Below are 12,364 nucleotides of genomic sequence, written 5' to 3'. Positions count from 1 at the left end.
ATGAAAAACCATGGAGAAAAGACCATTAAAACCTGAATAATCTTGTCTTTTTACGCATCATTTCATTAATGATTATTCTTAATACAGCAATCAATACTTATTCTTTATAAATAATTACGAAACTTAAAAAGGAAATAGGCCGTTCCGGATTTTGCATTGTGTATTAATCCTGACCATTCTCATTCGAGCCCATACATTCCGGTAATTAACATGAGTAAAATGCATTAAACATAGATTAATTTATCAAGCTGTTACCCTGTTGTAACCTATGTTCGCCATCTCATCCCCCTTTCCATCATGTTATAAAATGCCATAATATATTAAACTACAATACTGTATTACCTTAAATTAAGGCTTTTTACTACAGGAAGACAGTGTTTCGCCTGTTGTAAAATTGCGAGGCAAATTGCAACACAAGCAAACCTGTGTAACTCACTGGCAGCGCTATGATATTCGCCAGAGATCCCGCGAAATTATTATGGTGCTAATTGTTCCACTCAACAGATCACCAATAGAACCGGGGATATTTTAAGCAGGAAGATGTAAACTGACTCAAGAAAGAGTCGAAGTATCCATGGGGGTTGAAAATGTTTGTGGAGTCAGTTCTTCCAACGGAACCAAAATCACTCAAATATGAATCAAACATATGCCACAGACAGAGCCTACTCACAGCTCCTCATATACAGCCGTTAACAGCGTATGTCGAAAGCCTACGTGAAAGACTTGGTGACAATGTATTCATCCCTGACTTTGATCCTTTAGATGGTGGGATCAATGCCGAATTTATTTTCCTTTTCGAGAAACCAGGCCCCCAAACTGACTTTAGAAACGGTGGTTCTGGTTTTATTTCACGTGATAATAACGATGACACGGCCAAAGCAATTTTTTGCTTTATGCAAAGTATAGGCTTGGATAGAAAACGAACGCTGCTTTGGAATACCATTCCTGCTTGGGATAACTCAAGAGCATACCAGGCTCTACATGTCCGTAAAGGCATTGAAATTCTAGATGAGCTACTACCATTACTACCCAACCTGAAAACCATAATTTTGGTAGGGAAACAGGCCCAGAAAGCGAAAAAAGGACTAAAGGCTCGTGGTTATGATGTTTCAGAATCAGACCATCCCTCACCACTTGTCAAAGCTCGGTATCGTCAGAGATGGGAGCAAATCCCCGCAGCGTGGAAAGATGCAATTTCAAACAAAGATTTTTAACAGAAATAACGTAGAGGAAAATATGCCAATAATTGAATTCATGTTCAATGGGGCTGTGTGCCGAGTATATAAGAACTATGTGACACTGGCTGGAAGAAATTATCAAATGACACAAATTTCTGCTTCACTGAAGGACAGGATCTTCAGCGAACTTTCCAAGCTACATACAGAACCTTTACTAAAGGAGATTAAACAGAAAGTAAAAAAAAGCAAAAAAACAAAACGAGTGAAGGCTGGCAACATACCTTGAAAAACCACCTTCCATCAAGGTGACACAAAATACATACCACAATAAAAGTTTGGCATAACAAGCACTGGATACCAAACCCATTGAATAGCTTAGACTTCAGACAATAGCAACCATAAAGCCCCGTTAGTGGTAAGGAGTCAAGCGGAGCCGTTAGGCGAAAACATCAGTGTTCAGAGGGATCACACCTTATCAGGGTGCTCGTGTACCTTTCGGAGCGTGAGCGAAGCGCTGGCAGAGCCGGATCTGTAGCTACCGGGGCATTACTATTCACCTGTTCACGTGGCTCATAGGGCCACACATCGGGCTTAAATGCGTATGATCAATCTGTTCGGGAGTTATGCCAGGTATGCGGCTTTTTGTTCGTTGTTGTGCTGTCGCGTTAAGAACCAGGAACCACCGCCAGCGTGAAGATATGCTCCCTTGTACCACAGACCAATCATGCGACAGGTACGGGCGTAGAACAATGGGTAGTTTAAGTTGTACCTGCTAAAGCAGGGCTACGTAACTAACTGATAAGTTATAACTTATTGCTTTATCAGGAGATCTGGAGCGGGCGAAGGGAATCGAACCCTCGTATAGAGCTTGGGAAGCTCTCGTTCTACCATTGAACTACGCCCGCTTTGAGGTGCGTAAGGCATTATAGACCTTACGCACCTTCATACAAGCCTCTTCACAACTAACCGGCGATTAAATAATCACTTAGCACTTCGGTTTGCTGCCGGGCGCAGGAAGATAGCGTTGCGGATCGATGGCCGTCGCCTTATAGCGGATCTGGAAGTGCAGCTTCACCGAATCGGTACCGGTACTGCCCATGGTGGCAATCTTTTGCCCCGCCTTCACGTTCTGCCCGTTGTTGACCAGCATCGTGTCGTTATGCGCGTAGGCGGTGATGTAATCTTCGCCATGCTTAATCATGATGAGGTTACCGTAGCCGCGAAGCTGGTTACCCACATAAACCACCTTCCCTGCCCCGGAGGCATAAACCGGCGTACCGCGCGCAGCGGCGATATCAATACCCTTGTTGCCACCTTCAGAGAGTGAGTAAGGGGCGACCACTTTACCGCTGGCAGGCCAAATCCAGCAGCGCTGTCCAACCGGCGGCCATGACGATTGCGGTACCTGATAGGACGGCGTCACTTTGGCGGTTTTGCCTTTCGATGAGGATTTTTTGCCCGAGGACGAACTGCCGTTCACCTTGAGCTTTTGCCCGACTTCGATGGTGTACGGCGGAGAGATGTTATTCAGGCGCGCCAGATCCTTCACGCTGGTCCCCGTTGCGCGCGAAATCCGGTACAGCGTATCCCCGCGCTTAACGGTATAGACCGAACCGGAATAGCTACCCATATCCGACGATTTGCTTCCTGAACAGCCAGCCAGGAATAGCGTCAGCGTCAGGCAAAAGATGGCGATGATGGGATTTCTCGTCAGGCTTCCTGCAAACAAAACAGATCCTCGGTCAGCGTGAATGGCGCACTATGATACCAGCCCGGAGAGATATGGGTCAGCCCTTTTCCGCTCCTGGAAACAAACCGTTCGTATAAGATTGCCGTATAATGCTCCCTGTTGATGGTGCAGAACCATCCGCATCGTTGGCACTGGAGCATGAATGAGTATTCAAGAACACGTTATTTTGGTTAATGACCAGGGAATGGTGATTGGCACTCAGGAAAAATACGCCGCGCATACTGCCCAAACCCCGCTGCATCTGGCGTTCTCATCCTGGCTGTTTAACGCCGAAGGCGAGTGTCTGGTAACCCGACGCGCACTAAGTAAAAAAGCATGGCCGGGCGTCTGGACGAATTCTGTCTGCGGTCACCCTCAATCTGGTGAACGGACGGAAGAGGCAATTATCCGTCGCTGCCGCGATGAGATTGGCGCAGAAATTACCGCGATTACGCCTGTCGCCTCAGAATTCCGCTACCGCGAAACGGATCCTTCCGGGATCGTGGAAAACGAGATTTGCCCGGTCTTCGCTGCCCGCGTCACCAGCGAACTGCGAATTAACCATGATGAAGTGATGGCATTTGAATGGGTGACGCTGGAGTCGTTATTCCGCGCGCTGGACGCCGCCCCATGGAGCTTTAGCCCGTGGATGGTGCAGGAAGCAACGGTCGCGCGAGACGCGCTGAGAGCGTTCGCTGCGCAATAAAAAAGCCCCTTTCGGGGCTTTTTTAGCAACGTAACGCCTTATTTCACCGGGCGCATTGCCGGGAACAGGATCACGTCACGAATAGTGTGGCTGTTGGTGAACAGCATCACCATACGGTCGATACCAATACCCAGACCTGCGGTTGGAGGCAGGCCGTGCTCCAGCGCGGTCACGTAGTCTTCGTCGAAGAACATCGCTTCGTCGTCGCCTGCTGCTTTCGCGTCAACCTGATCCTGGAAACGCTGCGCCTGGTCTTCCGCATCGTTCAGCTCGCTAAAGCCGTTGCCGATTTCACGGCCGCCGATGAAGAATTCGAAACGGTCGGTGATTTCCGGGTTCTCGTCATTACGACGCGCCAGCGGAGAGACTTCCGCCGGGTATTCGGTAATGAAGGTCGGCTGAATCAGGTGCGCTTCGGCCACTTCTTCGAAGATCTCGGTCACGATACGGCCCAGACCCCAGCTCTTCTCAACCTTGATGCCGATGCTTTCAGCGATGGCCTTCGCAGAGTCGAAGTTATCCAGATCCGCCATGTTGGTTTCCGGACGGTACTTCTTGATCGCTTCGCGCATGGTCAGTTTTTCGAACGGCTTGCCGAAGTCGAAGACTTCTTCACCGTAAGGAACCTGCGTGGTGCCCAGAATGTCCTGCGCCAGGGTACGGAACAGGGATTCGGTCAGCTCGATCAGATCTTTGTAGTCCGCGTACGCCATATAGAGTTCCATCATGGTGAACTCTGGGTTATGGCGAACGGAGATACCTTCGTTACGGAAGTTACGGTTGATTTCGAACACGCGGTCGAAACCACCGACCACCAGACGCTTCAGGTACAGTTCCGGTGCGATACGCAGGTACATGTCCAGGTCCAGGGCGTTGTGATGGGTGATGAACGGACGCGCAGACGCGCCGCCAGGGATCACCTGCATCATCGGGGTTTCCACTTCCATAAAGTCGCGGTTGACCATGAACTGGCGGATACCGGCCATGATCTGGGAGCGAATTTTGAAGGTCTTGCGGGATTCATCGTTAGAGATGAGATCAAGGTAACGCTGACGATAGCGCGCTTCCTGATCCTGCAGGCCGTGGAACTTGTCCGGCAGCGGGCGCAGGGCTTTGGTCAGCAGACGCAGTTCGGTGCAGTGGATAGACAGTTCACCGGTCTTGGTTTTGAACAGTTTACCTTTTGCGCCCAGGATATCGCCCAGGTCCCACTTCTTGAACTGCTCGTTGTAGATGCCTTCCGGCAGGTCGTCACGGGAGACGTACAGCTGAATGCGGCCGCCAACGTCCTGTAAGGTCACGAAGGACGCTTTACCCATGATACGACGGGTCATCATACGGCCAGCCACGGACACTTCAACGTTCAGCGCTTCCAGCTCTTCGTTCTCTTTACCGTCGAAGTCAGCGTGCAGTTGGTCTGAGGTATGGTCACGACGAAAATCGTTCGGGAACGGCACGCCCTGCTCGCGCAGCGCTGCCAGCTTCTCGCGGCGGGTTTTCAGTTCGTTGTTAAGATCGACTACCGCGTCAGCGCCCTGTGCTTGTTGTTCAGACATGTTGGTTCCTCATAACCCTGCTTTCAAACTTGCTTCGATAAATTGGTCCAGGCTGCCATCCAGCACCGCCTGCGTGTTGCGGGTTTCAACCCCGGTACGCAGGTCTTTGATGCGGGAGTCATCAAGGACGTAAGAACGGATCTGGCTGCCCCAACCGATGTCGGACTTGTTATCTTCCATCGCCTGTTTCTCAGCATTTTTCTTCTGCATCTCCAGCTCATAAAGCTTCGCTTTCATCTGCTTCATGGCCTGGTCTTTGTTCTTATGCTGGGAACGGTCGTTCTGGCACTGTGTTACCAGCCCGGTTGGAATGTGGGTAATACGCACCGCAGATTCCGTACGGTTAACGTGCTGACCACCCGCGCCGGACGCACGGTAAACGTCAATACGCAGGTCCGCCGGGTTAATTTCGATATCGATATCTTCGTCAACTTCCGGGTAAACAAACGCGGAGCTGAAGGAGGTATGACGACGGCCACCGGAGTCGAACGGGCTCTTACGCACCAGGCGGTGAACGCCGGTTTCGGTACGCAGCCAGCCGTAGGCGTAGTCGCCAATGATCTTGATAGTGACGGATTTAATACCGGCCACTTCACCTTCAGACTCTTCGATAATTTCGGTTTTGAAGCCGCGCGCTTCCGCCCAACGCAGATACATACGCGTCAGCATGCTGGCCCAGTCCTGCGCTTCGGTACCGCCAGAACCTGCCTGAATATCGAGATAGCAGTCAGCGCTGTCGTATTCGCCGGAGAACATGCGACGGAATTCCAGCTGTGCCAGCTTCTCTTCCAGCCCGTCGAGTTCTGCCACGGCTTCGTTAAAGGTTTCTTCGTCGTCGGCTTCGACGGCCAGCTCCAGCAAACCGGAAACATCTTCCAGCCCCTGGGCCATTTGATCCAGCGTATCTACGATAGCTTCGAGAGAGGAACGCTCTTTACCCAGCGCCTGTGCGCGTTCAGGTTCGTTCCAGACGTCCGGCTGTTCCAGCTCGGCGTTTACTTCTTCAAGACGCTCTTTCTTGGCATCGTAGTCAAAGATACCCCCTAAGAACGTCAGAGCGCTCCGTGAGGTCCTGAATACGGTTTTTTACCGGATTAATTTCAAACATGGTCTGTTTTCTTTTATGGACTTGTCAAAATGCGGTGATAAGAGCGGGATTGTACCGAATCCACGCCCTTTTTTATAGAGATTACTGCCGCTAAATTGGCCAGATATTGTCGATGATGATCTGAAGGGTGCGGTTACCGCGAAACTCGTTGATATCCAGTTTGTACGCCAGCTCGACCTCGCGCACGCCGTTGTCCGGCCAGATGGAGGTGTCAACGTTGAAGGCGATGCCGTCCAGCAGCGGTCCGCCGCCCACCGGCTCAACCATCACTTTCAGGTGACGTTCGCCAACGATACGCTGCTGCAGCAGGCGGAATCGCCCGTCGAACAGCGGTTCCGGGAACATCTGTCCCCATGGACCGGCATCGCGCAGCATCTGCGCGACCTCCATCGTCATTTCGGAGACGGACAGCTCACCGTCAGAGACCACTTCGCCCTGCAGCAGCGCCGGGTCAATCCACTCGGTGACCAGCTCGCCAAACAGGCGCTGGAACTCGTCGAACTTTGCCTCTTCCAGCGACAAGCCTGCCGCCATCGCGTGGCCGCCGAACTTGATCATCAGACCGGGATAAAGCGTATCCAGACGCTCCAGCGCATCGCGCATGTGCAGCCCCTGAATCGAACGGCCAGAGCCTTTCAGCGTGCCGTCACCCGCAGGCGCAAACGCGATCACCGGGCGGTGGAAGCGCTCTTTAATGCGCGACGCCAGAATGCCGACCACGCCCTGATGCCACTCGGGGTGGTACATTGCCAGCCCGCCCGGCAGCGTATCGCCACTGCGCTCAAGTTTTTCGCACAGGGTCAGCGCTTCGGCCTGCATCCCCTGCTCAATCTCTTTACGGGTCTGGTTCAGGGCGTCCAGCTCGTTGGCCAGCACGCGCGCTTCGCCGATGTTGTCGCACAGCAGCAGCGCCACGCCGACGGACATATCGTCCAGCCTTCCGGCAGCGTTTAGACGCGGCCCGAGGGCAAAGCCCAGGTCGCTTGCCGCCAGCTTAAGCGGATCGCGGTTGGCAATCTCCAGCAGCGCCTTAATTCCGGGACGGCACTTGCCCGCGCGAATACGGCTTAAGCCCTGCCAGGTCAAAATGCGGTTATTGGCATCAAGAGGTACCACGTCCGCCACGGTGCCCAGCGCCACCAGGTCGAGGTATTCGGCCAGGTTTGGAACGGCAATGCCGCGGGATTCGAACCAGCCCTTATCGCGTAAGAGAGTACGCAACGCCAGCATCAGATAAAACGCCACGCCCACACCGGCGAGGGATTTCGACGGGAAATCGCAGTCGCGCAGGTTGGGGTTAATAATCGCTTCTGCTGCGGGGAGCGTATCGCCGGGCAGGTGATGATCGGTGACCAGCACCGGGATCCCCAAAGCGTGAGCATGATCGACGCCCGCATGGGAGGAGATCCCGTTGTCGACGGTCATGATCATCTGCGCACCGCGGGCATGGGCCTGATCGACCACCTCCGGGCTGAGGCCATAGCCGTCTTCAAAGCGGTTCGGCACCAGATAGGTGACATTATCGCAGCCCAGCGCGCGCAGGCTGAGTACGCTCAGGGCGGTGCTGGTTGCGCCGTCGGCGTCGAAATCCCCTACCACCACAATGCGCGTTCCCTCACGCAGCGCGTTGTAGAGCATTTCGGTAGCTTTCTCAATACCGTTCAGCTGCTGCCAGGGCAGCATCCCTTTCACGCTGCGCTCAAGATCCTCTGCGCGGCGCACGCCGCGGCTGGCGTAGAGGCGCTTTAGCAGCGGCGGGAGATCGTCCGGTAAATCAACGTGTTCAACCGCCTCGCGGCGGCGCAATTTGATGGGGGCTTTCACGCGAATTATTTACCACCAAACTGTTTCTGGTGCGCGTCGAGAAACTCTTTCATCTCTTTCGGTCCCTGATAGCCCGGAACAACATAGCCGTTACTCAGGACAATCGCTGGCGTACCGCTCACGCCAAACTGCACGCCCAGCGCGTAGTGGTTAGCAATGTCGATGTCGCAGGAGGCAGGCTTAACGTCTTTACCGTTCATCGCGTCATCAAACGCTTTGTTGCGGTCTTTGGCACACCAGATCGCTTTCATGTCCTGCTCTGGCTTGCTCTGTACGCCTGCACGCGGGAAGGCCAGGTAACGCACGGTAATGCCCAGCGCGTTATAGTCTTTCATCTGTTCATGCAGCTTGTGGCAGTAGCCACAGGTGATGTCGGTGAAGACGGTAATCACATGTTTTTCCTGCGCCGCTTTATAGACGATCATCTCTTTTTCGAGCGCGTTCAGGTTTTTCATCAGCAGCTGGTTGGTAACGTTCACCGGCTGCGCGCCGCTCACGTCGTACAGAGGTCCCTGAATAAAGTGTTTGCCGTCTTCGGTGACGTACAGCACGCCGCTGTTGGTCAGTACGGTTTTCATACCGGCAACCGGCGCAGGCTGGATGTCGCTGCTGGTGACGCCAAGCTTAGCCAGAGACTGTTTGATGGCGGCGTCATCCGCATGGGCGAAGCCGGTAAATGAGGCTGCCAGCAGGGTGAACAGCGCGAAAGACTTTTTCATAATTGATCCTGTTACAATTTGTCGGCACTCACGCACGTGGGTGGTGCTGTTGGTGTAGCTGCCGCAGGCGTTCCGTCGCGACATGGGTGTAAATTTGCGTCGTTGAAAGATCGCTGTGTCCCAGCAGCATCTGCACCACGCGTAAATCTGCGCCGTGGTTTAACAGATGCGTCGCGAATGCGTGACGCAATACGTGCGGCGAAAGCTTTTCACTGTCGATACCCGACAGTGTGGCGTAATGCTTGATGCGATGCCAGAACGTTTGTCGCGTCATCTGCTGCGCGCGCTGGCTCGGAAACAGGACGTCGATAGACGCGCCATTGAGCAGCCAGGGGCGGCCATGCTCAAGATACGTCTCCAGCCAGTAAACCGCCTCTTCTCCCAGCGGAACCAGCCTTTCCTTGTTTCCTTTACCGATGACGCGCACCACGCCCTGACGCAGGCTGATGTCGCTCATCGTCAGGCCAACCAGTTCCGAAACGCGCAAGCCGGTAGCATACAATAGCTCAAGCATGGCTTTATCGCGTAACTCCAGCGGCAGGTCAACAGCCGGTGACTGTAATAATCTCTCAACTTGTGCTTCGCTGAGATCTTTCGGCAGCCGCTGCGGGAGTTTCGGGGACGCCAGCAGCGCGCTGGGATCGTCTTCGCGAATCTTCTCCCGATAAAGATGCTGGAAAAGCCGACGCATTGCGCTGAGCAAGCGTGCAGAGCTGGTGGCTTTGTACCCCCCTTCTACGCGTTCAGCGAGCAGCGCCTGCAGGTCGTCGCTTTGCGCGCTCGCAAGCGATAGCTCCCGACGCGCCAGCCACTCCACCAGCATGGTGAGATCGCGCCGGTAGGCACTGAGGGTATTCTCGGCCAGATTTTTCTCCAGCCACAGCGCGTCGAGAAACTGTTCAACGAGTGCGAGATCCTTTTCCACATCAGCCCCTTTGATTTAGCAGTCAGGCCATTATGCCTGATTGCGACCGGTTTCTGGTACACTACGCGCAAAGTCATAGCAAGAATTGAGATAGTTACGCGATGAATATTGGTCTGTTCTATGGTTCCAGCACCTGCTACACCGAAATGGCGGCGGAGAAAATTCGCGACATCATTGGCCCGGAACTGGTGACGTTGCATAACCTGAAAGATGACGCGGTCGCCTTGATGGAGCAGTACGATGTGCTGATTCTGGGCATCCCAACCTGGGACTTTGGTGAGATACAGGAAGACTGGGAAGCCATCTGGGATCAGCTCGATTCAGTCAATTTCGACGGTAAAATTATTGCGATGTACGGCATGGGTGACCAGTTGGGCTACGGCGAATGGTTCCTGGACGCACTCGGCATGCTGCACGATAAGCTGGCACCAAAAGGGGCGGCGTTTATCGGCTACTGGCCAACCGAAGGGTATGAATTCACCAGTAAAAAGCCGATTATTGCCGACGGCGAGCTGTTTGTCGGGCTCGCGCTGGATGAAACCAATCAGTACGATCTCAGCGACGAGCGCCTGCAGGCCTGGTGCGAGCAGATCCTCGGCGAAATGGCAGAAAAATTCAGCTAACGCGCGTTACTCCTGCGTCGGCTGTTGCAGCAACATCCGGCGCAGATCCCGCCATTCTGATGCGTCCATACTGTCCGCCGCCAGCCACAGGTGCTGGCAACGTCCGCCCCCCACTTTGCGTAACCGTAACATCATCCCGGCGTTAAGCATCCAGGGCACACCGAGAATATCCCACTCTTTTCCCTGCCAGCGCAGGCGGGAATCCATCAGCAGCTTGATCTCGCCCTGACGCGCGTTAATGCGACGCTGACTGCGTACGCTGTCAAAAACAACAAACGAAAGTAATAGCAGCCACAGCGGCGTATAGCTGAGCGGCCACGGCATGAGTAAAACGATGGCCGCAACCAGCCCGTGGAGCAATAAAGACATCCACTGCGAGCGCCACGAGACGCGAAGATCAGATTGCCACAGGACCACGTTCCCGATTCCGTGTTTGAATTAATTGCACCATCCGTTGCAACTCGGTGTCGGCGGGTTTGCCGTGGTTCATCAGCCAGTTGAATAAATCCGGATCGTCAGACTCAAGCAGGCGAACAAACAGACGCTTATCATCATCGCTTAAGCTGTCGTACTCATATTCGAAGAAAGGCATGATGGAAATATCAAGTTCACGCATTCCGCGACGGCATGCCCAGTGAATACGGGCCTTGTTGTTAATATCCATGTTCAGTTTCCTGCATTACGTTTGGCACAGTCGGTACCCCGTTTTCTGTTCTTAATTTCTCTACGGGGACACCAGCTAGTGTAACGTGTTTTTGACCGTTTCATTACTGGAATATTGCGTTTGACGAGCTGGCTTCCAGAATAATCCCTACATAGACAGCGGATTACACTATTTTGCGTAGCGCTACGCATAACCCGTTTATGGCACAAATGGTCTGCTGAAAGCGCTTGCAATGCCTGCAGGCTCTTTTACCATTAGGCATTATCAAAGCGTTAAGCAATTCAGGATACCGTTATGGCCTTTACACCATTTTCTCCTCGCCAGCCCGCCGCCTCTGCGCGTCTGCCGCTGACGCTTATTTCTCTTGATGACTGGGCGCTGGCAACCCTCTCCGGCGCCGACGCCGAAAAATACTTGCAGGGTCAGGTGACTGCGGATGTTGCGCAGTTGACTGAACACCAGCATCTGCTGGCCGCGCACTGCGATCCTAAGGGCAAAATGTGGAGCAACCTGCGTCTCTTCCGCCGTCAGGACGGTTTTGCCTTTATTGAGCGCCGCAGCCTGCGCGATGCGCAGCTCAAAGAACTGAAAAAATACGCGGTCTTTTCCAAAGTCACCATCGCCCCGGACGACGAACATGTTCTGCTGGGAGTGGCGGGCTTCCAGGCGCGTGCGGCGTTGAAAAACCTGTTTGCTGAACTGCCGGATGCAGAAAAACAGGTGGTCAGCGAGGGCGCGACTTCCATCCTGTGGTTTGAACACCCGGCAGAGCGCTTCCTGTTAGTCACGGATGCCGCAACAGCCGAACGCGTGACCGAGGCGCTGCGCGGCGAAGCGCAGCTCAACAACAGCCAGCAGTGGCTGGCGCTGAACATCGAAGCGGGTCTGCCTGTAATTGACGCAGCCAACAGCGCGCAGTTTATTCCTCAGGCAACTAACCTGCAGGCGCTGGGGGGCATCAGCTTTAAAAAAGGCTGCTACACCGGTCAGGAAATGGTCGCGCGTGCAAAATTCCGTGGGGCAAACAAACGCGCGTTGTGGACACTGGCAGGCCATGCCAGCCGCGTACCGGAAGCAGGAGAAGACTTAGAACTGAAGATGGGCGACAACTGGCGCCGCACCGGTACCGTGTTAGCCGCAGTCCAGCTGGACGATGGCCGTCTTTTGGTACAGGCTGTAATGAACAACGACATGGAAGCGGACAGCGTGTTCCGCGTGCGCGACGACGCGAATACGTTGAGTATTGAGCCGCTACCGTATTCACTGGAAGAGTGATGCTCTATCGCCCGGTGGCGCTGCGCTTACCGGGCCTACGGGTGCAAATCCAGGTCG

The 12,364-nt window shown here is 53.8% G+C and carries 12 protein-coding genes and 1 tRNA gene; 4 read left to right on the top strand and 9 right to left on the bottom strand.

Annotation, left to right across the window (positions count from 1 at the left end; translation table 11 throughout):
• The first annotated feature begins 587 nt into the window (after nucleotides 1-587).
• A complete protein-coding gene (locus IM295_RS03680; protein WP_082071013.1) occupies nucleotides 588-1,214 on the top strand; it encodes a uracil-DNA glycosylase in 627 nt (208 codons plus the stop codon).
• A gap of 795 nt (nucleotides 1,215-2,009) precedes the next feature.
• Here IM295_RS03680 and IM295_RS03675 read toward each other — a convergent pair.
• Together IM295_RS03675 and actS are read right to left on the bottom strand one after the other, a co-directional pair.
• Nucleotides 2,010-2,083: transfer RNA gene (locus IM295_RS03675), tRNA-Gly, on the bottom strand.
• Between the two features lie 80 nt (nucleotides 2,084-2,163).
• Nucleotides 2,164-2,907 (bottom strand): amidase activator ActS, encoded by a 744-nt coding sequence (gene actS / locus IM295_RS03670; protein ID WP_041908359.1) that lies wholly within the window; start codon nucleotides 2,905-2,907, stop codon nucleotides 2,164-2,166.
• A gap of 163 nt (nucleotides 2,908-3,070) precedes the next feature.
• Here actS and idi point away from each other — a divergent pair, with 163 nt between their 5' ends.
• Nucleotides 3,071-3,613 (top strand): isopentenyl-diphosphate Delta-isomerase, encoded by a 543-nt coding sequence (gene idi, locus IM295_RS03665; protein ID WP_041908358.1) that lies wholly within the window; start codon nucleotides 3,071-3,073, stop codon nucleotides 3,611-3,613.
• A gap of 38 nt (nucleotides 3,614-3,651) precedes the next feature.
• Here the strand turns inward: idi and lysS are convergent, their stop codons facing one another.
• From lysS to xerD, 5 genes are all read right to left on the bottom strand, one after another.
• On the bottom strand, nucleotides 3,652-5,169 hold the full coding sequence (gene lysS, locus IM295_RS03660; RefSeq protein WP_047364497.1) for a lysine--tRNA ligase: 1,518 nt from the start codon (nucleotides 5,167-5,169) through the stop codon (nucleotides 3,652-3,654).
• Between the two features lie 9 nt (nucleotides 5,170-5,178).
• Nucleotides 5,179-6,277 (bottom strand): peptide chain release factor 2 gene (prfB, locus tag IM295_RS03655; protein WP_100170824.1). Its coding sequence is split into 2 segments (ribosomal slippage): nucleotides 5,179-6,201 and nucleotides 6,203-6,277, totalling 1,098 coding nucleotides; the frame shifts between segments, so codons are not numbered across the junction.
• Nucleotides 6,278-6,367: 90 nt separating this feature from the next.
• Complete coding sequence (gene recJ / locus IM295_RS03650; protein ID WP_041908356.1) at nucleotides 6,368-8,101, bottom strand: single-stranded-DNA-specific exonuclease RecJ; 1,734 nt, start codon at nucleotides 8,099-8,101, stop codon at nucleotides 6,368-6,370.
• 5 nt (nucleotides 8,102-8,106) lie between these two features.
• The gene (gene dsbC / locus IM295_RS03645) at nucleotides 8,107-8,820 is read right to left on the bottom strand and encodes a bifunctional protein-disulfide isomerase/oxidoreductase DsbC (protein WP_049136419.1); all 714 of its coding nucleotides are present in this window, start codon (nucleotides 8,818-8,820) and stop codon (nucleotides 8,107-8,109) included.
• A 28-nt stretch (nucleotides 8,821-8,848) separates the two neighbouring features.
• Nucleotides 8,849-9,745 carry a site-specific tyrosine recombinase XerD gene (xerD, locus tag IM295_RS03640; RefSeq protein WP_193066234.1) on the bottom strand — a complete coding sequence of 299 codons (897 nt, stop codon included), beginning with the start codon at nucleotides 9,743-9,745 and terminating at the stop codon, nucleotides 8,849-8,851.
• Nucleotides 9,746-9,846: 101 nt separating this feature from the next.
• Here xerD and fldB point away from each other — a divergent pair, with 101 nt between their 5' ends.
• Nucleotides 9,847-10,368 carry a flavodoxin FldB gene (gene fldB / locus IM295_RS03635; RefSeq protein WP_028014321.1) on the top strand — a complete coding sequence of 174 codons (522 nt, stop codon included), beginning with the start codon at nucleotides 9,847-9,849 and terminating at the stop codon, nucleotides 10,366-10,368.
• A 6-nt stretch (nucleotides 10,369-10,374) separates the two neighbouring features.
• Here the strand turns inward: fldB and IM295_RS03630 are convergent, their stop codons facing one another.
• Nucleotides 10,375-10,785: a protein YgfX gene (locus IM295_RS03630; protein ID WP_028014322.1), complete on the bottom strand. Its 411-nt coding sequence runs from the start codon at nucleotides 10,783-10,785 to the stop codon at nucleotides 10,375-10,377.
• Nucleotides 10,766-11,032, bottom strand: coding sequence for an FAD assembly factor SdhE (sdhE, locus tag IM295_RS03625; RefSeq protein ID WP_010435322.1), 267 nt, complete (start codon nucleotides 11,030-11,032; stop codon nucleotides 10,766-10,768). The genes IM295_RS03630 and sdhE overlap by 20 nt, the downstream gene beginning before the upstream one ends.
• Before the next feature lie 294 nt (nucleotides 11,033-11,326).
• Between sdhE and ygfZ the strand changes: the two genes are divergently transcribed.
• Nucleotides 11,327-12,307 (top strand): tRNA-modifying protein YgfZ, encoded by a 981-nt coding sequence (gene ygfZ / locus IM295_RS03620; RefSeq protein WP_028014323.1) that lies wholly within the window; start codon nucleotides 11,327-11,329, stop codon nucleotides 12,305-12,307.
• The last annotated feature ends 57 nt before the right edge of the window (nucleotides 12,308-12,364 follow it).

This window comes from Enterobacter cloacae complex sp. P14RS (assembly GCF_014895895.1).
Lineage (GTDB): Bacteria > Pseudomonadota > Gammaproteobacteria > Enterobacterales > Enterobacteriaceae > Enterobacter > Enterobacter bugandensis.
This window is presented reverse-complemented; position numbering and strand designations above follow the sequence as displayed.

Excerpts from the sequence above, each read along its gene's own strand:
- IM295_RS03680 (WP_082071013.1), top strand. The coding sequence starts at position 588 with ATGTTTGTGGAGTCAGTTCTTCCAACGGAACCAAAATCACTCAAATAT.
- idi (WP_041908358.1), top strand. The coding sequence starts at position 3,071 with ATGAGTATTCAAGAACACGTTATTTTGGTTAATGACCAGGGAATGGTG.
- lysS (WP_047364497.1), bottom strand. The coding sequence starts at position 5,169 with ATGTCTGAACAACAAGCACAGGGCGCTGACGCGGTAGTCGATCTTAAC.
- dsbC (WP_049136419.1), bottom strand. The coding sequence starts at position 8,820 with ATGAAAAAGTCTTTCGCGCTGTTCACCCTGCTGGCAGCCTCATTTACC.
- fldB (WP_028014321.1), top strand. The coding sequence starts at position 9,847 with ATGAATATTGGTCTGTTCTATGGTTCCAGCACCTGCTACACCGAAATG.
- sdhE (WP_010435322.1), bottom strand. The coding sequence starts at position 11,032 with ATGGATATTAACAACAAGGCCCGTATTCACTGGGCATGCCGTCGCGGA.
- ygfZ (WP_028014323.1), top strand. The coding sequence starts at position 11,327 with ATGGCCTTTACACCATTTTCTCCTCGCCAGCCCGCCGCCTCTGCGCGT.